Source organism: Qipengyuania marincola (assembly GCF_029688625.1).
In the GTDB taxonomy this organism is placed as follows: Bacteria; Pseudomonadota; Alphaproteobacteria; order Sphingomonadales; family Sphingomonadaceae; genus Qipengyuania.
The window spans coordinates 664,821-686,298 of record NZ_JARULC010000002.1 but is presented as its reverse complement, the minus strand read 5'-3'; the positions used below and the strand labels follow the sequence as shown (position 1 = coordinate 686,298).

General features: G+C 65.4%; 24 protein-coding genes. 17 read left to right on the top strand and 7 right to left on the bottom strand.

Features of this window, described 5'->3' with window-relative positions:
* Positions 1 to 364: 364 nt before the first annotated feature.
* The 17 genes from P8Q88_RS08660 to P8Q88_RS08580 all read left to right on the top strand — a co-directional run bounded on the left by P8Q88_RS08660 (position 365) and on the right by P8Q88_RS08580 (position 14,503).
* Positions 365 to 1,513, top strand: coding sequence for a phage portal protein (locus P8Q88_RS08660; RefSeq protein ID WP_278323453.1), 1,149 nt, complete (start codon positions 365 to 367; stop codon positions 1,511 to 1,513).
* On the top strand, positions 1,510 to 1,830 hold the full coding sequence (locus tag P8Q88_RS08655; protein ID WP_278323452.1) for a DUF6127 family protein: 321 nt from the start codon (positions 1,510 to 1,512) through the stop codon (positions 1,828 to 1,830). The genes P8Q88_RS08660 and P8Q88_RS08655 overlap by 4 nt, the downstream gene beginning before the upstream one ends.
* Positions 1,827 to 2,234, top strand: a complete 408-nt coding sequence (locus P8Q88_RS08650; RefSeq protein WP_278323451.1) for an HK97 family phage prohead protease — start codon at positions 1,827 to 1,829, stop codon at positions 2,232 to 2,234. The genes P8Q88_RS08655 and P8Q88_RS08650 overlap by 4 nt, the downstream gene beginning before the upstream one ends.
* 59 nt (positions 2,235 to 2,293) lie before the next feature.
* Positions 2,294 to 3,436: a phage major capsid protein gene (locus tag P8Q88_RS08645; protein WP_278323450.1), complete on the top strand. Its 1,143-nt coding sequence runs from the start codon at positions 2,294 to 2,296 to the stop codon at positions 3,434 to 3,436.
* A 351-nt stretch (positions 3,437 to 3,787) separates the two neighbouring features.
* Positions 3,788 to 4,324, top strand: coding sequence for a head-tail connector protein (locus P8Q88_RS08640; RefSeq protein WP_278323449.1), 537 nt, complete (start codon positions 3,788 to 3,790; stop codon positions 4,322 to 4,324).
* A 139-nt stretch (positions 4,325 to 4,463) separates the two neighbouring features.
* On the top strand, positions 4,464 to 4,871 hold the full coding sequence (locus P8Q88_RS08635) for a DUF3168 domain-containing protein (RefSeq protein ID WP_278323448.1): 408 nt from the start codon (positions 4,464 to 4,466) through the stop codon (positions 4,869 to 4,871).
* Between the two features lie 6 nt (positions 4,872 to 4,877).
* Complete coding sequence (locus P8Q88_RS08630; protein WP_278323447.1) at positions 4,878 to 5,285, top strand: phage major tail protein, TP901-1 family; 408 nt, start codon at positions 4,878 to 4,880, stop codon at positions 5,283 to 5,285.
* Positions 5,282 to 5,587, top strand: a complete 306-nt coding sequence (locus P8Q88_RS08625; protein ID WP_278323446.1) for a gene transfer agent family protein — start codon at positions 5,282 to 5,284, stop codon at positions 5,585 to 5,587. The genes P8Q88_RS08630 and P8Q88_RS08625 overlap by 4 nt, the downstream gene beginning before the upstream one ends.
* Positions 5,584 to 5,778 carry a phage tail assembly chaperone gene (locus P8Q88_RS08620; RefSeq protein ID WP_278323445.1) on the top strand — a complete coding sequence of 65 codons (195 nt, stop codon included), beginning with the start codon at positions 5,584 to 5,586 and terminating at the stop codon, positions 5,776 to 5,778. The genes P8Q88_RS08625 and P8Q88_RS08620 overlap by 4 nt, the downstream gene beginning before the upstream one ends.
* Positions 5,771 to 6,346 carry a tail tape measure protein gene (locus tag P8Q88_RS08615; protein ID WP_278323444.1) on the top strand — a complete coding sequence of 192 codons (576 nt, stop codon included), beginning with the start codon at positions 5,771 to 5,773 and terminating at the stop codon, positions 6,344 to 6,346. Before P8Q88_RS08620 ends, P8Q88_RS08615 begins: the two co-directional genes overlap by 8 nt.
* Before the next feature lie 10 nt (positions 6,347 to 6,356).
* Positions 6,357 to 8,669 (top strand): DUF2460 domain-containing protein, encoded by a 2,313-nt coding sequence (locus P8Q88_RS08610; protein WP_278323443.1) that lies wholly within the window; start codon positions 6,357 to 6,359, stop codon positions 8,667 to 8,669.
* On the top strand, positions 8,666 to 9,481 hold the full coding sequence (locus P8Q88_RS08605; RefSeq protein ID WP_278323442.1) for a phage/gene transfer agent baseplate hub protein: 816 nt from the start codon (positions 8,666 to 8,668) through the stop codon (positions 9,479 to 9,481). The genes P8Q88_RS08610 and P8Q88_RS08605 overlap by 4 nt, the downstream gene beginning before the upstream one ends.
* Positions 9,478 to 9,912, top strand: a complete 435-nt coding sequence (locus tag P8Q88_RS08600; RefSeq protein WP_278323441.1) for a DUF6950 family protein — start codon at positions 9,478 to 9,480, stop codon at positions 9,910 to 9,912. The genes P8Q88_RS08605 and P8Q88_RS08600 overlap by 4 nt, the downstream gene beginning before the upstream one ends.
* Position 9,913: 1 nt before the next feature.
* Positions 9,914 to 12,103, top strand: a complete 2,190-nt coding sequence (locus P8Q88_RS08595) for a phage tail protein (RefSeq protein ID WP_278323440.1) — start codon at positions 9,914 to 9,916, stop codon at positions 12,101 to 12,103.
* 15 nt (positions 12,104 to 12,118) lie between these two features.
* Positions 12,119 to 12,571 carry a DUF2793 domain-containing protein gene (locus P8Q88_RS08590; RefSeq protein WP_278323439.1) on the top strand — a complete coding sequence of 151 codons (453 nt, stop codon included), beginning with the start codon at positions 12,119 to 12,121 and terminating at the stop codon, positions 12,569 to 12,571.
* Positions 12,572 to 12,765: 194 nt separating this feature from the next.
* Positions 12,766 to 13,878: an OmpA family protein gene (locus P8Q88_RS08585; RefSeq protein ID WP_278323438.1), complete on the top strand. Its 1,113-nt coding sequence runs from the start codon at positions 12,766 to 12,768 to the stop codon at positions 13,876 to 13,878.
* A gap of 94 nt (positions 13,879 to 13,972) precedes the next feature.
* Positions 13,973 to 14,503, top strand: coding sequence for a superoxide dismutase family protein (locus P8Q88_RS08580; RefSeq protein ID WP_278323436.1), 531 nt, complete (start codon positions 13,973 to 13,975; stop codon positions 14,501 to 14,503).
* A gap of 7 nt (positions 14,504 to 14,510) precedes the next feature.
* Here P8Q88_RS08580 and P8Q88_RS08575 read toward each other — a convergent pair whose 3' ends face one another.
* From P8Q88_RS08575 to P8Q88_RS08545, 7 genes are all read right to left on the bottom strand, one after another.
* On the bottom strand, positions 14,511 to 16,124 hold the full coding sequence (locus P8Q88_RS08575) for an MFS transporter (protein ID WP_278323435.1): 1,614 nt from the start codon (positions 16,122 to 16,124) through the stop codon (positions 14,511 to 14,513).
* A 4-nt stretch (positions 16,125 to 16,128) separates the two neighbouring features.
* Complete coding sequence (gene queC / locus P8Q88_RS08570) at positions 16,129 to 16,845, bottom strand: 7-cyano-7-deazaguanine synthase QueC (protein ID WP_278323434.1); 717 nt, start codon at positions 16,843 to 16,845, stop codon at positions 16,129 to 16,131.
* 40 nt (positions 16,846 to 16,885) lie between these two features.
* Positions 16,886 to 17,284: a DUF3617 domain-containing protein gene (locus tag P8Q88_RS08565; protein ID WP_278323433.1), complete on the bottom strand. Its 399-nt coding sequence runs from the start codon at positions 17,282 to 17,284 to the stop codon at positions 16,886 to 16,888.
* Between the two features lie 92 nt (positions 17,285 to 17,376).
* A complete protein-coding gene (gene hslO, locus P8Q88_RS08560; RefSeq protein WP_278323432.1) occupies positions 17,377 to 18,294 on the bottom strand; it encodes an Hsp33 family molecular chaperone HslO in 918 nt (305 codons plus the stop codon).
* Positions 18,295 to 18,334: 40 nt separating this feature from the next.
* Positions 18,335 to 19,297, bottom strand: a complete 963-nt coding sequence (gene argF, locus P8Q88_RS08555; protein ID WP_278323431.1) for an ornithine carbamoyltransferase — start codon at positions 19,295 to 19,297, stop codon at positions 18,335 to 18,337.
* The gene (locus tag P8Q88_RS08550) at positions 19,297 to 20,490 is read right to left on the bottom strand and encodes an aspartate aminotransferase family protein (RefSeq protein WP_278323430.1); all 1,194 of its coding nucleotides are present in this window, start codon (positions 20,488 to 20,490) and stop codon (positions 19,297 to 19,299) included. The genes argF and P8Q88_RS08550 overlap by 1 nt, the downstream gene beginning before the upstream one ends.
* 129 nt (positions 20,491 to 20,619) lie before the next feature.
* Positions 20,620 to 21,372 carry a cold-shock protein gene (locus tag P8Q88_RS08545; protein WP_278323429.1) on the bottom strand — a complete coding sequence of 251 codons (753 nt, stop codon included), beginning with the start codon at positions 21,370 to 21,372 and terminating at the stop codon, positions 20,620 to 20,622.
* Between the last annotated feature and the right edge of the window lie 106 nt (positions 21,373 to 21,478).

The following is a 21,478-nucleotide window of genomic DNA, read 5'->3' as shown; positions in this document are numbered from 1 at the left end:
GTGGTAGCCAGCCTGCCGCCTAGAGAGGACTAGAACGAGAACACTAGCTGTCTAGGCCAACGCCGGGTGTGAGCAGTGACGTGCTCCTCCCGGCCCAGCCGCCAGCGCGTATACGCTCGTACGAATACAAGTCGCATATTGCCCGCCTTTCGAATGCGGGTTGAAGCCCGCGCTCCGGAAGGCACCATCGCCTCCGCGCCGTTCAGAGAGACGGCACTCCGGATCGAAATGCGGCAGACCAGCTACCAAGACCGATCATCACAGATGAAAGTGATGAGTCGCAAGGCGAAAGTCTCTTTTTGTTCCAGTTTTTGGGGATAAGTCCCTGAATACGGCACTACATCATCCGTAGATAGGAATTTCCATGTCCTTCCTCACCAGTATCGCCTCCGCCTTCAAGGGCGGGGGCCAATCGCGCGTGCCTGTTTCGCGTGGCTTCATCTCGCCCTGGGCGACTGCGCTCGACGCGGGGCCGGCGCCGTTCGATTATGCCAGCGCGGTGCGCGAAGGGTATTGCGCCAATCCGATCGCGCAGCGTTCCGTCAGGATCGTGGCCGAGGGGGTCGGCGGTGCGCCCGTCGCCTGCGAGGACGAGCGGCTCGCGCGGCTGCTCGCCTGTTCCTGCGGGTCGCAGCCGCTGCTCGAAGTGCTGGCGGCGCAGCTGACGCTGCACGGCAATGCCTATGTCCAGATCGTCAAGGACGGTGCGGGTGTGCCGGTCGAGCTCTATCCGCTGCGGCCCGAGCGGGTGCAGGTGGTGGCGGGCGAGGATGGGTGGCCCAGCGCCTATCGCTACATCCTCGCCGATCGCACGCTGACCATCCCGCTGGAGGACGAGGACGGATGGCCGAACGTCATCCACCTCAAGGGCTTCCACCCGGCGGACGACCACTATGGCGCGGGCTGTCTCGCTGCCGCCGCTCCTGCCGTCGCAATCCACAATGCGGCGAGCGAGTGGAATCGCGCGCTGCTCGCCAATGCGGCGCGGCCGAGCGGCGCGCTGGTCTATGACGGCGGCGATGCGGCCGGGCTGACGAGCGAACAGTTCGACCGGCTCAAGGCCGAATTGCAGAGCGCCTTCCAGGGCCACGCAAACGCCGGGCGGCCGATGCTGCTCGAAGGCGGGCTCGACTGGAAGGCGATGAGCCTCAGCCCTGCGGACATGGATTTCGCCACGCTCAAGGCCGCCGCGGCGCGCGACATCGCGCTCGCCTTCGGAGTTCCGCCCATGCTGCTCGGCCTGCCGGGCGACAACACCTATGCCAACTATCGCGAGGCGAGCCGCGCGCTGTGGCGGCTCACGCTGCTGCCGCTGGCAGGCAAGATCCTGAGCGGCCTGCATGCGGGCCTCGCCGACTGGTTCACATCCGCCCCCGCCATCGATCTCGACCGCGTGCCGGCCCTCGCGGAAGACCGCGAGAAGCTGTGGGCGCGGGTCAGCGATGCCGATTTCCTGAGCGCCGAAGAAAAGCGCGCGATGCTGGGCATTGCGCCGCAGGAGAATGCCCGATGACCAGAGAAGACATGCTCGCCCGGCTGATCGCACAAGCGGCGAGCCCCGATCCGCATGGGGGCGTCGAGCTCATCACGCTGCGCGCCATCGTGGAAGAAGCGAGCGAGCTGGGCGCGAACCGCGTGCTCGACCGGCTGGGCCTGTCCGATCCGCGGGCGCAGGACGATATCGACGAGCTGCGCGAGCTGCTCTCCGCCTGGCGCGACGCCAAGAAAGGCGCGTGGAAGGCGGCCCTGGAATGGCTTGTGCGCGGCATGCTGGCGCTGCTGCTGGTCGGCATCGCGGTGCGGATGGGCGTCGGGGAGATGCTCTCGTGACTCTCCGTATCGCCGGCTATGCCGCGCTCTTCGACCGCGCCGATGGTGTGCGTGACACGATCCGCCCCGGCGCCTTCCGTCGGACGCTGGCCGAGCGCCAATCCTCTCGTTTGGGCCCCTACCCGCTCTACTGGCAGCATCGCCCCGACCAGCGCATCGGCTGGGTCGAAACCGCGGGCGAGGACGAGCGCGGGTTGCGCATCGTCGCGAGCATCGACAACCCCGACGGGCGCGCAGCGAAACTCCTGCGCGAGCGCGCGGTAAACGGCCTCAGCTTCGGCTACCGCGCTCGCGCCTATCGCCACACCGGGGCGGGGCGCGAGCTGGCCGATATCGAATTGTTCGAGGTCAGCGTGGTCACTCACCCCCTGCAATCCGAAGCCCGGATACATCTGACCACCTGACCCCTCCCCTCGCCGCCTTCCGGGCGGCTTTTTTGTGCCCTGAAGAAAGAGGAATACCCATGGATAATACGACACCCACCCCCGCCGACGCAGCAGAAGCGAGCTTCGATATCGTCGCCCGCCAGGACAGGACCGAGCAGGACGTCGCCGCGCTGCGCAGCGATGTCGAGGAGGTGAAGGCTCGCGTCGACAAGATCGGCCGCGCAGCAGCTCGCCCCGTCATCGGCGGTACCGAGCAGGCAGCCCCCGAAGTGAAAGGCTTCGTCGACAGCTACCTGCGCCGCGGAGCGACGGCGGAATACAAGTCGATCAGCGGGGCTGTGCCGTCCGACGGCGGCTATGCCGTGCCGCGCCAGATCGATGCGATGATCGCTCGCGAGCTGACCGAGATCAGCCCGATCCGCGCCATTGCGCAGGTCGTCCAGACGGGCAGCGCGGGCTATCGCAAGCTCGTTGCCACCGGCGGCACCGCCAGCGGCTGGGTCAGCGAAACCGCCGGCCGCCCGGAAACCGAGACGCCGATCTTTGCCGAAATCGCCCCGCCGACGGGCGAGCTCTATGCCAATCCGGCGGCATCGCAGGCCATGCTGGACGATGCCGGCTTCGACCTCGAAAGCTGGCTTGCGAGCGAAATCGCGATGGAGTTCGCCCGCGCCGAGGGTGCCGCCTTCGTCAACGGCACCGGCTTCAACCAGCCCGAAGGCTTCCTCAATGCGCCCGTCTCCACCCAAGCCGACGGCAGCCGCAATTTCGGCGCGCTGCAATATGTCGGCAGCGGCGATGCGGACGGGTTCGACAACAATCCCGATGCGAAGCTGATCGACCTGGTCCACACGCTCAAGGCCGGCCATCGCCAGGGCGCGAGCTTCGTGATGAACTCGGCGACGCTGGCCGAGGTTCGCAAGCTCAAGACCGCGGACGGCGCGTTCCTGTGGCAGCCGGGCCTCGTCGAGGGCCAGCCCGACCGCTTGCTCGGCTATCCGGTGGTCGAAGCCGAGGACATGCCCGATATCGCTGCAGGCGCCTTCCCGATCGCCTTCGGCAATTTCCGCCACGGCTACTTGATCGCTGAACGCAGCGCCACGCAGGTGCTGCGGGATCCCTTCACCAACAAGCCCTTCGTCCACTTCTACGCCACCAAGCGCGTGGGCGGGCAGGTGGTCGACAGCAATGCGATCAAGCTCCTGAAGATCGAGCTGTAGGTCGCGAAACACGGGCGGAGTTAACCCCTCTCCGCCCGTGTTTTTGTTTTGCGAACCCGCATCCGCGGGTTCGTCCTCGCTAGACGTGCGGCAAGCCGCACCCGCTGCGGGGCGGCCGCTTGGCCTTGCCGGGCCTCCGCCGGCCCGGATCCAGCGCGAAACTATCCCCTCCCAGAGCACCGAGCGAAGCGAGGCAAGCGCGGAAGCGAAGTCGAAGACGCAGCTGGCCGAAGGCCACCTGCAGGCGCGCCCGCAGCGACGCGGACGCAGTCCGCATGAGCGAGGATAGCCAAGGAGCGCGGACGCGCTCCGCCCGGCGCCTGAGGGCCCTCATAAAAGGACACCAATTCCATGCGCCAAATCGTGACGCAGGCCGGGTTCACCGAACTCCCGCTTGCCGAACTCAAGACCTGGCTCGCCATCAGCGGCACACGCGACGACGCGGTGCTGGCAGGCCTGATCGCCAGTGCCACTGCGATGTGCGAGAGCTTCACCGGCCTGTTCCCCCTCAAGACCGGTGTCCGCGAACGCCTCGATGCCTCGTGCGAATGGCAGGTCCTGAACGCCCGCCCCTTCATCAACGTAGGCACGGTCGAGGCCATCGCGCACACCGGCCTGTCGCGGCTGCTCGATCCGGGGGAGTACACCTGCGAACGCACAGGCGATGGCGCGCGCGTCAGGCTGAACGCCGCAATCCCGGAACCGCATCTTCGCATCTCCTACGATGTCGGACTGGCAAACGACTGGGCATCGCTCGATTCCGGCCTGCGCCACGGCATCGTCCGCTTCGCCGCCCACGCCTATCGCGAGCGCGACCAGGGCGGCGACAGCGCTATCCCCAGCGCGGTCGCCGCCCTTTGGCGGCCATGGCGCAGGTTGCGGCTGTGACGTTCTCCGACATCGCCCGAACCCTGACCCGACGCGCCGCCCATATCGCGCAAGCCCGCGCCGAACTGCATCGCCGCGCCGATCCCGCCCGCTGGCGCCAACCACGCCTGCTGTGGCCCGACTTCACCCGGAGGCCCGAATGAGCATCCTCATGATGGAAAGCGCCCTGCGCCGCGCACTGGTCGACTGGTTGCGCGCGGACAGCACGCTCGCAGGCCTGCTGAATGCGGTCGAGGAGGAAGGCCCGGTGGCCGCCAGCCCACCCTCGCTCGCCATCGTCGCCTCGGCAGCGGCGGATCGCAGCCACAAGACCGGCGCGGGCCGCGAGGTCCGCATCGCCTTCGAATTGGTCGACCGCAGCGACGATCCAGCCGCGACGGCCGCCATCGTGGCGCAAATCGAACATCGCATCGCCACGCTTGGCCCCAATCAGCCGGGCTTTCGCGTGGCGGCGACGCAATTCCTGCGCAGCCGTGTCGAGCGCCGCGCTCGCAGCGCCCGGGCGGTGCTGCTCGAATATCGCTTTCTCATTTTCGCAACGGAGTAATTCGCCATGACAGCCCAGAAAGGCGCCGCCTTCCTCCTCAAGATCGGGGACGGCGGATCGCCGCAAACCTACGAAACCGTCGCCGGCCTGCGCACCACGCAGATGTCGATCAACGGCGATACCGTCGTCGTGACGACCAAGGAATCGGGCGGCTGGCGCGAGCTGCTGTCGGGTGCAGGCACGCGCTCGGTCTCGGTTTCGGCGAGCGGGATTTTTCTCGGTTCCGATGCCGAGGACCGGGTGCGCGGCAATGCCCTCGCCGGGACGCTCGATGCCTATGAGCTGTCGTTCGAGGACGGCGCGAAGATGCGCGGCCAGTTCCTCGTCCAGCGGCTCGACTACGCGGGCGATTTCAATGGCGAGCGCACCTATTCGGTCCAGCTGGAAAGCTCGGGCCAGGTGCTGCCGGTATGAGCAACGAACGTCGCGGCGAGGCGACCCTGGTAGTGGGCGGTGCGAATTACCTTCTGCGCCCGAGTTTCGATGCGCTGGTCCGTGCGGAGGAGGAACTCGGACCGCTGTTCGCGCTCGTCGAGCGGGCGTGCGAAGGGCAATTGCGGCTCTCCGAGATCGTCGCGCTGTTCTGGCACTGCCTGGCCGATCGACAAGCCCTGTCGCGCGAACGGGTCGGCGAGGCAGTCATGGCGCAGGGCCTCGCCGCCAGCGCGAAACCGCTGCGCATCCTGCTCGGCGAGATACTCAAGGGCGCGCAATGAGCGAGCGCTTCGCGGAGATGGCGCTGCGCTGTGCAGGCCTCGCCGCGACGACGCTGCACTGGACGCCCGACACCTTCTGGAACGCCACGCCGGCGGAGCTGCTCGCCAGCCTCGCACCGCCGCGTGCGGATGGGACCCCGCCCACGCGCGACCTGATCGCGCGGATGATCGAAAGGGACGAGAATGGATGACGAGATCGACGAGCTGATCGTCTCGGTGCGCGCCGATACTCAGGCGTTTGCCGCCGACATGCGGACGATGCGCGGAAGCTTCGAGGGGACGCTGATGGACGGCTTCGAAAAAGCCGGCAACGTGCTCGAGCGCGGCCTGCTGAGTGCGGTCCGCAAGGGCTCGCTCGGCTTCGAGGATCTCAAGCGTACGGCGTCGGCCGCGCTCGACCAGATCGCGGGCCAGGCGCTGCAGCTGGGCCTCGACCGGCTGTTCGGCGGCGCGGGAAGCCAGCCGGGCGGGGTCGGCGGTCTGCTTTCCGGTGCCTTGGGCGCGCTGTTCGGCCTGCCCGGCCGCGCGACCGGGGGCCTCGTCGGGCCGGACAAGCCCTATCTGGTCGGCGAACGTGGGCCGGAGCTGTTCGTCCCCACCAGCGCAGGCCGCGTCGAAGCCAATGCCGGTGGGGGATCAGCCCGGGACGTGCGCGTCGCAATCAACCTCTCGGCCCCCCGCGGCACCAGCGCACCGGTCGCCATGCAACGCAGCTCGCGCCAGGTCGCCGCGGCGGTTCGCCGGGCGCTCTCGTTTTAGGAGAATACCTATGCCATTCTGGCTCGCCCGTGAGCGCGAGGGTCAGCATAGCGACTGGATCAAGCGCTTCGACCCGCGGTTCTGGACCGTCAATTTCCCGCGTCCGATGATGGCCAGCGTGGTCAGCACCGAACATGACGCCATGCGCGTGGACTGCGAGTTCCACCACAAGGGGGAACTGGCCGGCCTGATCTGGGAGAGCGAGGACACGCTCGACCATCCCCTCCTCGCCTATGAGACCCGGCGCGACTATTCGCATTGCGTGTTGCGGTTCCGCTGGCGCAGCGCAGGCATCCTGCCGCTCGACGTGCCCCACGGGCCAACGCTCACCATCGAGGGCCGCGATGCCGCCGGCAATCCGCGCAGCTGGTATGTGCGGCTATGGAACTATGCCAGCGGGAGCCCGACCGACGCCCGCATCGAATTGCGATTTTCGGGCCTCGAGTCGGGGTACGCTCTGCCCGGAGAAGCCGTGCATGTCGCCGATATAGACCGCATGTTCATCAGCCTGGTGCCCGAAGGGTATGTCGAAGGCTCGACCGCCCTATTGGGCTCCCGCGTGGACGCCTGGGCCGAGATGACCGAGATCGACTGCCAGGGCGAGCGGGCGATGCTGGAAATCGGCGATGTACTCCTGCCACCACATGGTGAAGGAATAGCAACCGCGTACGATGACAGCTTCAACCAGACGCCGGCGCGCCTTGTGCGCTCGATCATCGGCCTCGGCTATCGCGGGCGGGTGATCCACTACGTCGGGATGAGTCATTTCTTCCGACTCTTCCGACATGCCAACGGAAGCCATTATGTCGAACCCTCGGGTGAATTGTGCGGTCCGGCCAGGCGTTGGCACGAAGCCTATTTCACTGGCGCGGTCGAGGCAGCGCTTGCCCCGATCGTCTCGCTGTCGTTCGAAATCCTGGCCCAGCATTGCCCCAACTGGTGGCGCCAACGGGCGCATGACGGCACGCATGCACTCACCGGCTGGGATCCGCCGTCCGCCCTGCTTTCGCCGGCACACAGCGGCGCGGTGGAATTTTTGAAGGGGGCTGCGGCCCACTTCATCAGCCTGCTCGAAGCGGCTGGCGGCCGCGCGCTGTTCCAGATCGGCGAACCCTGGTGGTGGACTATCCCCGAAACCGGCGCGCCGTGCTTTTACGACAATACGACGAAGGCGGCACTGGGCGGGAATCCGGTCGTCATCGACACTCTCTGGGGGCCCCTCGATGACGAGCAGAAGGCCCTCCTCGACCAGGCCGGAGCGATCCTGTCGGCTGCCACTGCCGACCTGGCTGCACATGTGCGCAGCGTGGCGAACGGTCCGGTCGAGATCCTGCTGTTGACCTTCACGCCTACCGTTCTTGATACCCGCAGCCCCGATGCCTGGCGGGCGAACATGCCCGTGGGCTGGGCCTGGCCCGCCTTCGACCGCCTCCAGATCGAGGACTATGACTGGTTGACGCATGGCGCGGAGGGCGCCCGACGCAACGCCTACGACTTCGTCGAAAAGCATCTTGGCTACCCGGTGGAGGCGACCGACTACATGTCGGGCTTCGTCCTGTTGCCTGAAGATGCAGACCGGTTCTGGCCGCTGATCGACGGCGCGCTCGACGAAGCGCGGCAGCGGGGAATTTCGCAGCGATACGTCTGGGCGCTGCCGCAGGTCGCGCGCGATGGATACACCCGCCTGCCCTATCTGGAGGACGATGTGCAAGCTTTCGACGATGTTTCCTATCCGCTCGCGCTGGGCCGCGATGCTGCGGTCAGTCCCGAGTTCTCGACCTCGGTCGCGGTCACCGCGTCGGGGCACGAACGGCGTAACGCGCTGTGGTCCGATGCCCGCCTGCGCTACGACGTAGGCCCCGGAATCCGGTCCGAACGCGAGCTCGGGACGCTGCTCGCCTTTTTCAGGGCGCGCCACGGCCCGGCGCGCGGCTTCCGCTTCCGCGATCCCTACGATTTCAGCTCCCATGCCATGATCGATGCGCCGGGCCCCGGTGACCAGCCCCTCGGCACCGGCGACGGCGGGACTACGCGCTTCCAGCTCGCGAAGTATTACGGCGAACAGCGGCGCACGATAACCCGCCCGCGAAGCGAGACGATCCGGATCAGCGTCGACGGCATCGAAACGGCTGGCTTCACCTACGAAGGCAAGGGCTGGATCCGGTTCGACGTCGCGCCTGCCGCAGGCGCGGACATACGGGCCGGGTTCGAGTTCGACGTGCCGGTCCGCTTTGCCGAAGACCGGCTGGACGTCAGCGGCACGTCTTTCGCGGCGGGCGAAGCGCCCTCCGTCCCGCTCGTCGAACTGCGTGAGGACGCATGAGCAGGGTATTCTTTGCCGGCGAGCTCGATACCGCGGCCGCCTGGTGGCGGGTCTTTCGCAGGGATGGCGTTGCTCTCGGTTTCACCACGCATGATCGCGACCTGTGGTTCGACGGCCTGCTCCACCGAGCCGCGCCGGGCATGCTGCCAAGCGCCATCCGCCGCACGATCGGCTTCGAGGATGACGAAAGCGAGGTCGAAGGCGCCCTGACGCACGACAGCATCCGCGCGGCGGATCTGTCCGCCGGCCTGTTCGATGGCGCGCGCGTCGTCAGCGGCATCGTCGACTGGGAGACCTTCGAACGGGCGATGCTTTACGGCGGCTCGATCGGGGCCATCGCGCAGGAAGGCGGAAGTTTCAGCGCCCAGTTGCACTCGGCGAAGGCCGACCTGGCAGTCGATATCGTGCCGGTCTCCAGCCCGACCTGCAGGGCGCGTTTCTGCGGGCCGGGGTGCGCGCTTGCTCCGGCCGCTTTCGAGCGCGTGTCGCGGATCGTCGCGGTCGATCGGGCACGCAACCGGCTGACGCTCGATCTCGCCAGTCACGAGGACTACGCCTTGGGCGAGTTGCGCCTGATGGGCGGTGCGCGCACCGGCATGACAATGCGGATCCTCGATGCGGACTCGACCAGCGTCACGGTGGACAGTCCGATCGAAGACAGCCTCATGGTCGGTGTGCAGGTCCGCATCCGGGAAGGCTGCGACAGGACGATCGCCAGTTGCGCGGACCGCTTCGATAATGCCCATAATTTTCGCGGAGAACCCTTCCTGCCGGGCAATGATCTGCTCGCACAATATCCGATTCCGCGATGAACGCGGATGCCGCCGCTTTCGCCAAGGCGGCCGAAGATTTCATCGGGACGCCCTTCGTCCTGCACGGGCGTTCACGCGAACATGGGGTGGACTGCGTCGGCCTTGTGGCAGGCGCGCTGGAGCATATCGGCCGCAGGCCGTCGGCTCCGCACAGCTATCGCCTGCGCAATGCGAGTATTGCAGGCCACCTCGCCCTGGCCGCCGATAACGGGTTTGAGACTGTCGCAGATCATCCGGCGGCCCCGCCCTGCCGGGGGGACCTGCTGCTGGTCCGCCCCGGTCCGGCACAGGCGCATCTGATGATCGCCCTGTCCGCCCGGCACTTCGTCCACGCCCATGCGGGCCTGCGCCGTGTCGCACTTCATTCCGGAAAGATCGCATGGCCGATCCTTCATCACTGGCGCCTGTGCGCCCCCAATTCGGGAAACTGATATGGCAACGCTGGTAATCGGCGGCCTCGGCACGCTTGTCGGAGGGCCGCTCGGGGGTGCCGTGGGCGCCTTGATCGGACGCCAGATCGACGGCGCGATCTTCGGTCAGCCCAGATCCGACGGCCCGCGACTGAAGGATCTCGCGATCTCGACCTCGAGCTATGGCCAACCGATCGCGCGCCAGTTCGGCACGGTGCGCACGCCCGGGACAATCATCTGGGCGACTGACCTGGTCGAAACCGAGGAGACATCGGGCGGTGGCAAGGGCAGTCCCGATGCAACGCGATATAGCTACAGCGTGTCTTTCGCCGTTGCCGTTTCGAGCCGACCGATCGACCGGATCGGGCGCATCTGGGCGGATGGCAACCTGTTGCGCGGCGCCGCCGGCGACATGAAAACGGCCGGCGTTCTGCGTGTCCATACCGGCCACGCCGATCAGGAGCCCGATCCCCTGATTGCGGCTGCGCTCGAGCAGAGATGCCCGGCCCATCGCGGCTGCGCCTATGTCGTTTTCGAGAATTTGCAACTGGGCGATTTCGGCAATCGCATCCCGGCCCTGAGCTTCGAGGTTTTTGCCGGCTCCGGATCGCACCTGGTGTCGGGCCTCATCGAAGACGTCGCCGGAGCCCGGGGGTCGGCACCGGTGGATGTCCTGGAAGGATATGTGCACGATGGCGGGACCCCCGCGCAGGTGCTTTCACTGGTCGACCGCCTAAACCCTCTGACTCCCCTCCTCTCGGGAAGCAGGATCACTGTTGCCCCCGCCGCGAAACCAAACGGCAATGCGCGGTCCCTGCCGCCTGCCGCGCGCTGGAACGAGGGCGACTTCGGCCGCGACGATGGTGTTTCAACGACCCGGAAGGCCTCGCCCGCGAGTGTCGTGTCGGCCTTGCGGTACTACGATCCGGCGCGCGACTATCAGCCGGGGCTTCAGCGGGTCGAAGGCCAGCACGCCGCGGGCCGCCACGAACAGGTCGAGTTTCCAGGCGTCCTTTCGGCCGGATCAGCCAACGGTCTCTTGCGCGAGATATCGACGCGCGAGGCGATCGCGCAGGAAACGCTGTCGTGGCGGATGGCCGAGCTTGATCCCGCCCTGCAACCGGGAACGATCGTCAGCGCGCCCGGATATCCCGGCGAATGGCGCATTGCCTCGTGGGAGTGGCGCGAGGCCGGCATCGAGCTGCAATTGCTGCGCGCTTTGGATTTGCGCCCGACGACGAGGCCGTCCGATCCAGGGCTGGGCTGGCGGCCGAGCGATCTGCCGCCACAGCCAAGCAGCCTGCGCATGTTCGAATTGCCGTGGGACGGATATGGCCCTGCCGATACCGTGCGGGCCTATGCAGCGATCGGCGCGGCCGACGGCGCCTGGGCAGGGGCGAGCCTCTACGCCCGCCAGGGGGACGCATTGGAAAAGCTTTCCGCCGCGCCGCGGCGGCGCGCGATCTCGGGCGTTCTTACCCACAGCCTGCCGCCCGGTCTTCCCTTCAGGTTCGATCGCGCTGCCAGCCTTCGCGTGGCGCTGGAACCCGCCACCGCCACGCTGCATCCGGCAACGCCGGAGATGCTCGCGCGCGGCGCAAATCGCTTGCTCCTGGGCTCCGAGATCGTGCAGTTTTCGCAAGCCGAACCGCTTGGCGAGGGCCGCTGGGTCTTGAGCGGACTATTGCGTGGCAGGGGCGGGACGGAGGATCACGCTGTGCACGCCCATCCGGCCCAGACCAGCATCACGCTGCTCGACGAGCGACTCGTGGCTCTGCGCGAGAGCGAAGTCCAGCACACCGACGGCGGTCAATTCGCCGTCATCGGCCTGGCGGACACCGAGCCGGTCTATGCGACGCTCGAAAATCCCGGACTGAGCCGGCGGCCGCCATTTCCGTGCCACGGATGGCTCTCGTTCGGTGCCGATGGATCGATGGCATGCGGATGGACGCGCCGGGCCCGTGGCGGATGGGCTTGGCTGGATGCGGCAGACCAGCCTCTGGTCGAGCAAGCCGAGGCCTATGAGATCGGTTTCGGTCCACCAGCCGCACCCCATGCTTTGTATCGCACGAATTCATCCCGCTTCAGCCTCGATTCTGCTTCCGTTGCCACCCTGCGCGCCAGCCATTCCGGCGCGGCGATCTGGGTCAGGCAGCAGGGCAGCTTCGCCAAGTCAGCCGCGCTTTCCCTCGGCGTGCTGCCGCCCACCTAAGGACACGAAACGACCATGACCCAGCCGATAGAATTCAATGCCAAAAGCCCGCGCCATGCAATGCCCTACCTAGTGCCGGGCCAGGTACAGAAGGAACTCTTCGTGAACGAGAGCATCGCGTTGCTCGACATGTTGCTGCACCCGGTGGTGCAGGGCGAAGCCGCTTCGGCGCCTGCGGCTCCTGTTCCGGGCGAATGCTGGATCGTCGCGCCCGGTGCCTCCGGGGACTGGGCCGACATGGACGGCGCCATCGCCGGCTGGGACGGGGCGCAATGGACCTTCGCGCAGCCGGTGGTCGGCCTCGCCGCCTATGAGATCGCCAGTGCTTCTATCCGGATTTACCTGTCCGATTGGAGCCGGCCGCAATCGCTATCCGAACCATCCGGCGGGTCGGTGGTGGACACGCAGGCCCGGTCGGCGATCAACGCCATTCTGGCCGCTTTGCGGGGGGCGGCAGTAATTGCCTGAATCTTGCCGGGAACTTGATGCGAGACGGGACGTTGCGCGCCCCAGGGGGAATGACCTTCCAACCACCACGTCGCCGCTTTTCCAGAGCGGCAAAATTGCAACAGTTCCCGGGCATTGCCCGCTTGCCACTTATCGGGTGAAAAGTTAGACATGCACCACTCGGTGGCTCTTATTCGCAAAAAGGGGAAACTATAATGCGGAAATTCGTCATAGGTATGGCGATGGCCTCTACGGCCCTTGCATCGCCTGCCCTCTCGAGGGACGACGCCTGGTACGTCGGCCTCGAAGGTGGCGCGATGATCGTGCAGGATGCCGACTTCGATCGCTTCGACGGTACGAACGAAGACATCTTCTCGGTCGATCACGAACCCGGTTACGACTTCGGCGGTTTCGTTGGCTACGACTTCGGCCCGTTCCGTGCCGAAGCTGAAGTCAGCTATCGCGAAGCCGATATTGATTTTGTCACCGCGGGTGCTCTTGGCCTGCGGATCGGTAATGGTGTTCTTCTGCCGGCGGGTGTTACCGAAACCGGCGGATCGACCAGCATCCTGTCGTTCATGGTCAATGGCCTGCTCGACTTTGGCCCCGATGACGGCCTTCAGGGCTATGTCGGCGGTGGTGCCGGTGTCGCGCGGACCAGCGTCGATGTGACCGGTTCGGACTTCGGCGCGCTCGACGATTCGGACAGCGGTCTTGCATGGCAGGTGCTCGCCGGTGTGCGCGCTCCGCTGAGCGACAACTGGGATGTCGGCCTTCGCTATCGCTTCTTCAACGCGACGGGCGTGAACCTGGTCGACCTCGACGGCAATACGCTGGACGAAACGGTCCGGACGCACTCGCTGCTGGGCACGCTGACCTACAACTTCGGTGCAGCTCCGCCGCCGCCTCCGCCGCCCCCGCCGCCGCCGCCGCCGCCGCCTCCGCCCCCGCCGCCTCCGCCGCCGCCTGCGCCGGTTTGCGAGCAGGGTCCGTACATCGTCTTCTTCAACTGGGACGAATCGGACATCACTCCGGAAGCAGCGACGATCCTCGACAACGCGGTTTCGGCTTATGCCAACTGCGGCACGGCAGCGGTCATGCTGGCCGGTCACACCGACACTTCGGGTTCGACCGCCTACAACATGGGCCTCGCCGAGCGTCGTAACGCATCGGTTCGCGACTACCTGACCTCGCGCGGTGTCCCGGGTGGCCGGATCACCAGCGAAGCGTTCGGTGAATCGCAGCTGCGCGTTCCGACCGCCGACGGTGTTCGCGAACTGCAGAACCGTCGTGTGGAAATCACTTACGGTCCGGGTTCGGGCATGTAAGCGACGCTTCCATAGCGAAAGAAGAACGAGGGGCCGGAGCAATCCGGCCCCTTTTTCGTTGTGTGGACGACTTCTTCTGCAATGGAGCCTTTCAATGACCTACCGCCTTGCCGCTGTCCTGCTTTCTGCCACAACCATGATGGGTGCCTGCACCACGATTGACGACCTGCCCGAAGAGCGGGTCGGAAGCGCGACCCTTCGAACCGCACAGGGGCTACCCGCAGGCACGGTCCAGCTGCTGCGGAACAACGATACCGTCACCGTCACTGTCGCGGCCGTCGGGCTTCAGCCAGGCGAACATGGCTTCCATCTTCATACGACCGGCGAGTGCAGGGCACCGGACTTCGCCAGTGCCGGCGGTCACCTCAATCCTGGAAACAACACCCACGGATCGCTGTCGACGGGTGGCAAGCATCTCGGCGACCTGCCCAATCTCGTGGTCGGCGCCAACCGGACGGCCAGCGCGCAAATCGATCTCGACGGATCGGCAGATACGGTTCTGTCACAGATTTTCGACGCGGACGGGGCAGCCGTCGTCATTCATGCCGGCCCCGACGATTACGTGACCGATCCTGCCGGCGATGCCGGCTCGCGCGTCGCCTGCGGAGTTTTGCAGCCGGCCTGACAGTACCTCAGTCGATGGCTTCCCCGGCAGCTTTCGCGCGCTCAACAACGCTCGCGGAAGCGGCCGGAACCAGTTTCAGCGCGATGACCAGCAGGATCAGACCGAAAGGCGCCGCAACGAGCGTAGCCAGCATGCCGGTGCTGAGACCTCCTTCGCTGACCGCGGACACATAGCCCGCGAGGAACGGCCCGATCCCGAGGCCGATGAGGGTGGTCGAAAGGAAGAAGATTGCGGTCGCCATCCCCCGCATCCGTGGCAGGACCAGGGCCTGGCTGCTTGCTGCAGCCCCGCCGAGCGCAGAGGCGGATGTCATTTGCGCGATGAAGCTCGCGACATAGAACACGACGAGACTCGGCGTCGTGTAGGCCACAATTATCGGCGGCACCGATGCGACAAGACCAAACAGGATCACCATGACGCGGCCATTGTCGAACCGCTCGAGCAGCTTGTCGGCCATCCGCCCGCCCAAGATCACGCCTAGGAACCCTGCCAGGGCAGCGGGCATCCCGAGGAACCAGCCAAGATCGGTCTTGTCCGCGCCCAATCCGCGTTCGGCGTAAGGCGCCCCCCAATAGGAGGCGGCATAGGCCATGAAAGCGACGGTCCCGTAGCCAAGGATGACCGTCAGAAATGCCGGAGATCCCCACGTTAGCGCAAAGGTCGGATAATCGCGCGAGCGCAAGGCCGTCGCCCAGCTGAAGACAGCGTAATAGCCCACGCCAAGAAACAGCCACTGATCCGAAATGCCCGGAATGATGGAGGCCGTCGCGCCCGAGGTCATTCGCGACAGGAACACAGCCAGAAGAGCGAAAACAAGCGCGCCCCCGAGATTGAGCAGGATACCTGCGGCCCCCCGACGTGCGGCGCCGATCAGTGTAAACGGCGGTATGACCTCGACCAGCTCTTCCAGAAAGCCCTTGAACGGCCGAGGGTTTTCCTGCGTCGGCATGCCGTCGATCGCGCCGCGAATAGGCTCGCGCAGGGTCAGCACCCAGATCGCGAGCAACAGCCCAGGGATCCCGACACTGAGAAATGCGGCCTGCCATCCCACGAGGCCGAGCGGTCCGCCATCGGGATAGGCCGCATTCCAGTTTTCGACCACCAGCGCCCCGATCCAGATCGAAATGCCGCCGCCGATGTACAGTCCCGAGGAATAGATCGCGAGCGCGGTGGCGCGGAGCCGGGCCGGAAACCAGTCCGAAATCAGCGAGTATGCGGAAGGGCTGGCTGTCGCCTCGCCCACGCCGACACCGATGCGTGCGACCGTCAGCATCGTTGCATTCTTCGCAAATCCCGAAGCTGCCGTCATCGCAGACCACAAGGTCAAGCCGATTGCCATGAGCCGAACGCGCTTCCAGCTATCGGCCAGCTTACCGAGCGGAATCCCGAACAGGGCGTAGAAGACCGCGAACGCCGTGCCATAGAGAAAGCCGAGATAATCGTCGGCGACTCCGAGGTCTTCCTTGATGTCGTTCGCGAGGATCGAAAGAATCTGGCGGTCGATGAAATTAAGAACATAGACCAGCACCAGCACGCTCAAGGCATACCAGCTATAGGCTGGTACCTTGTCGGTTGCCTCGGTCTCCGCGCGCACGTCCTCAGTCGTTGGTCTGTCTGCCAAATCCTTACTCCGTCACGCCAGGCATTTCCTCTGCATAGACGGTGGTATCGACAAGGCCAGCTTCCTCAAAGCCCTTTCGGCGCAGGCGACAGGAATCGCAGGTCCCGCACGCCCTGCCATCGGGCATAGGATCATAGCATGACCAACTCCATGCCGGGTCGAGCCCAAGCCGGAAGCACTCGCGCGCGATGTCGGCTTTCGACATCTCCTGCAGCGGGGCATGGATCGCGAAAGGCGCGCCTTCGACCCCCTGCTTCGTCCCCAGGCGGGCCGTTTCGGCGAAACTGGCGATGAATTCGGGGCGACAGTCTGGATAGCCTGAATAATCGAGCGCGTTGACGCCAATGAAAATGTCGCGAGATCCGGATGCCTCGGCAAATGCCGTGGTCAGCGACAGGAACACGAGATTGCGCGCCGGAACATAGGTGACGGGAATGTCGTTCCCGACCCCTTCCTTGGGGACCGCGATGTCATCGGTGAGTGCGGAACCACCGAAACGGCGCAGGTCCAGCGGCAGCTCGATGTGGCGCTCGACCCCCAGCTTCTCGGCGATCGCTCGCGCGGATTGCAGTTCCCTCACATGGCGCTGGCCATAATCGATCGTCAGGGCATGGAGGGGAAAGCCCCGCTCGCGCGCCAAAGCGGCGGTCACCATGGAATCGAGGCCGCCGGATAAAAGGATCACGGCCGGCTTGCGAAGGTCAGTCTCGTGCGATGCCATGCGCCATGCAGCTAGGCCTGTTGCCAGGCCACGGCAATCCTCAGTTGCACGCGCCCGTGCGGCGGCCTTCGGCCGAGAACTGGAAGGGCTTGCCGTCCGCTATGCCTTGGCTGTCAATCTGCACGAGGTTCGAGCGCTCCTTGCGAATGCTCGTACGGCCATAGCCGTTGCCGCGGCACGTGTACTGGACCGTGACCTCGTTGGCCCCGTCTTCCACGACGAAGCGATTGCATGTCCCCTGCCGATGACGGAGCTGGAGCAGTTCGCGACCCGTGCTGACACAGACCTTGCGCGCGGTCGAACCGTCACGATAGCGAACTTCCCAGCCACCCTTGTCGAGCGTATCGAGCATGGCCAGAGCGCCCTGTGCAAGCGCGGGCGCCGCGACCATCGCGACTGTGGCTCCGAGGCCAAGGATCAAGGCATTCGTATTACGCATAATGTCCTTTCGCGCCGGTACATACCGTCACGCCGGTGATTCGTTCCTGATACACCCAAAACCTTGAACGGAGTTGCCGGATCGACAAAGCGTCAGGCTGCGATGGCAAACTGCTTGGAACAAAAGGCACAATCCACCAGGATCAGCCCCTCGCTGTTGCGCATGTCCTGGCGATCTTCCTCCGGAAACCGCGCCAGAACCTGTTCGTAATGCCCGATCGTGCAGCGGCAGCCGCGGCTGATGTCAGCGCCCGGCTGGATGCGCACTTCGCTTTCTTCGTGAAACAGCCGCCAGACCATCGCCTCCAGCGACAGCGTCGGGTCCAGCAGTTCCTCGTGACGCAGCGATCCGGACATTATCGCCACATGCTCCCACTCGGGATGATCGAGCCGCGTGTGCAGGCGCTCGCGTCCTTCCTCGCCGTCGGGAAGATGCTGGACCAGCATGCCGGCCGCCACGCACCCCTGGCCATCGCTTCGCACCGCGCAGCGGATCAGTGTCGGGACTTGCTCGGACTGAAAGAAATAGCTCTCGCACGCTTGTGACAGGCTGTCGCCCTCCAGCGGCACGATGCCCTGATACCGCCCCTGCTTGCCCGCCACGTCGAAGGTGATCGCGAGGTACCCCTTGCCGAAGAGCGCGAAAAGGCTGGGATTGGCCCCTAGTTCCGCGAGCTTGCCTTGGTCGAAATCGACGTAGCCACGAAGATCACCGTCCTTGTAGTCGCAGACGAGCAGATTGACGGCACCAGCCTCGGTCTGGGCCTGCATCGTTACTTGCGAACCATCGCCTTTCAACAGGCCACCCATCAGCGTCGTGAGAACGAGCGCTTCGGCCAGCAGGTGCCTGATCGGAGCGGGATAATCATGCGCAGCAAGTATGGCATCCAGCGGTTCGTCCAGCCGGACCATCCGTCCGCGTGCATTGCGTGACGGGATGGTGAAACCGAGCAGCTTGTCGGCGTAGACTTCCTGAGGATTGTGTTCGGGAACGGGGTTCGTCTGGTTCATCGGACCCATATGGGGACGGACGACGTTATTTACAGGGCAGTCAGAGCTTGCCGAAACACCAAAGCAGGATCGACTTCTGCGCATGGATCCGGTTCTCGGCTTCGTCGAATACGAGCGATTGTTCGCTCTCGAAAACCGCTTCGCTCACCTCGTCGCCGACATGGGCGGGCAGGCAATGCAGGAAACGCGCGTCGGGTTTCGCCTGCGCCATAAGGTCGGCATCCACCTGGAACGGCGCCATGGCCGCGAGCTTGTTGTGCACATGCTCCTGGCCCATCGAGACCCACGTATCAGTCACGACGATGTCGGCACCCGATGCAGCCTCATGCGCATCTTGCGTGAGCAGGACACGCGAGCCAGCCTCGCGTGCCATCGCGACGAAAGCCGGCTCGGGTCCATAGCCCTGAGGCGTGCCGACCCGCACGTTGAACTTGAAGATACCCGCCGCTTCAAGAAGCGAATGCAGGACGTTGTTGCCGTCACCCAGCCAGGCGAGTTCGAGCCCCGGGAGCGCCTTTCCATGCTCGACCATCGTCAACAGGTCGGCGACGATCTGACATGGGTGGGAGCGGTCGGTCAGGCCGTTGATTACCGGTACGCTGGCATTGTGCGCCAGCTCCTCGGCCTTTGCATGATCATCGGTGCGGATCATGATCGCATCGACCATCCGGCTGAGAACGCGGGCAGTATCGGCGATGCTCTCGCCGCGGCCAAGTTGGCTGGTGCCCGAATCGAGGATCAGCGTGGTCCCGCCCAATTGCCGCATGCCGACATCGAAACTGACCCGCGTGCGAGTCGAGTTCTTCTCGAAGATCATGCCGAGGACATGCCCGGCCAGCGGGGCGTCTGCGTCGGCCTTGCCCTTGGGCCAGGCGCGGCGAGCGGCCTTCCGGTCCTGCGCATCGGCCAGCATGGCTGCCAGCGCATCCCCGCCCGCATCCGACAGATCGAGAAAATGCCTCACCGTCGGAGCGAGGACTGGCGTATGGGCCCCTCCCGCCATCAGGCAGCAGCGGCGACGTCGAAGCTTGCAGCGCCGGCCGAGAGCTTTTCGAGAAATTCGTCGAATTCCGCATCCCCAGCAACAAGCGGCGGCAGAACACGCAGCGTCTTGTCACCCGCGGCCACCGTCAGCAGCTGGTGGTTGTCGCGCAGGTGCACGAAGAAAGGCCGACTTTCGACTTTCATCTTGATGCCAAGCATGAGGCCCTTGCCCCGCACCAGCTCGAACAGGTCGGGATAATTGCCGATGAACTGTTCCAGCCGCGCCCGCAGGCGATCGCCTTTCTCGGTAACCTCCGCCAGGAATTCATCGTTGGCAACTGCGTCCATCACGGCCATTCCGGCCGCCATGGCCAGCGGGTTTCCACCGTAGGTAGAGCCGTGGGTGCCGAAGCCCATGCCACGCGCAGCCTTTTCCGTCGCAAGGCAGGCCCCGAGCGGGAAGCCTCCGCCGATGCCCTTGGCGGTCGCCATGATGTCGGGTTCGATGCCGTAATGCTCATAGGCATACAGCTTGCCGGTACGGGCTACGCCACACTGGACCTCATCGAACACCAGCATGAGATCGTTTTCGTCGGCCAGTTGGCGCAGGCCACGAATGAACTCCTCCGAGCCCGGGCGGATGCCGCCTTCACCCTGAATCGGTTCGACCAGGAAGCCGGCGGTCTTGTCGCTCATCAGCGATCTGGCGTGGTCGAGATTATCGAATTCGGCATATTGGAAGCCAGCGAGCATCGGGTAGAAACCCTTGTGCATCTTTTCCTGGTTGGATGCGCTGATCGTGGCCATCGTCCGGCCGTGAAAGGCGTTGGTGAAGGTGATCAGCTCGGTGCGGTTCGGATCGCCCCCTTCGTGCTGGTGATAGGCGCGCGCCGTCTTGATCGCACATTCCACTGCCTCGGCACCGGAATTGGTGAAGAAGACCGTGTCGGCAAATGTCTTGTCGACCAGCCGTTGCGCCAAGGCCTCACCCTGCGGGCTGCCGTAGAGGTTGGAGACATGCATCAGCGTTTCCGCCTGCCTCTGGATCGCGCCGATAAGGCCTTCGTGGCTGTGCCCGAGAAGGTTCACCGCGATCCCGCTGGCGAAATCGAGATAGCGCGTACCGTCTTCGTCGATCAGGTGGCAATGCTCGCCGCGCACGGGGCGAACGCCGCAACGGGGATAGACGGGCATCAACGGGGTAATCGACATGGGGCCTCCAGCAAGCGTGAGGTGAATTGAAAGACAAATGGCGGCCCTTGCGGAACCGCCATCTGCGTGATTGCCAGCGATCTATTGCCTTGCGCGGTCCGGGTCAAACCCGGTCGCGGTCGGCATGGCTCACTCCTGGACCGGAACGAGATTGACCGCCGAATATTTGCCGCGTCGGTCGACCTCAAGGTCGAACTCGTAGCGCTGGCCCTCGTCGATACCCGACAGGCCCGAACGCTCGACTGCGCTGATGTGCACGAATGCATCCGGCTGGCCGTCGTCGCGGGTAAGGAAGCCGAAGCCCTTCATCGAATTGAAGAACTTCACCGTTCCCGTCGCCTTCTCGCCGGTCAGCTCGCGGCGCGGAGCGGCGCTGCGCTGCTCGACTTCGATCACATCGCCGACGACCTGCAGGTCCTGCGCCGAAACCTTTCCGCCGCGATCGACGAGGTTGAATTCCAGCTCCTGCCCTTCGGCGAGGCCTTCGAGACCTGCGCGCTCGACAGCACTGATGTGGACGAAAACGTCTTCACCGCCGGTTTCCTGCTGGATGAAGCCGAAGCCTTTCTGGCTGTTGAAGAACTTCACCGTGCCCTTGCCGGTGCCGACGACCTGGGCGGGCATGCGGTTGAAACCGCCACCGCCACCACCGCCGCCGCCACGGTTGCCGCCGCCGAAGCCGCCGCCACCGCCGCCGCGATTGCCGCCACCGAAGCGGTCGCCGCCGCCTCCGCCGCCGTAGCGATCACCGCCACCGCGATTGTCGCGAAACGAATCGTGCGGAGCGAAATCTGCCGGCGGACCGCCGAACGGATCGAAACTGTCCTCCCCGAAACCATCGCGCTTATCTCGACCGCGACGGCGCCCTTTGTCGTAACCCATAATCCGAACAGTACCTTCGTGCAGCCCGTGTTCCTTCAGTCACCGGCGCGTGGACTGCTGTGCGCACCGGTGGCGCGCCGAGCGCCACCCGCGCGTCGACCCGCAA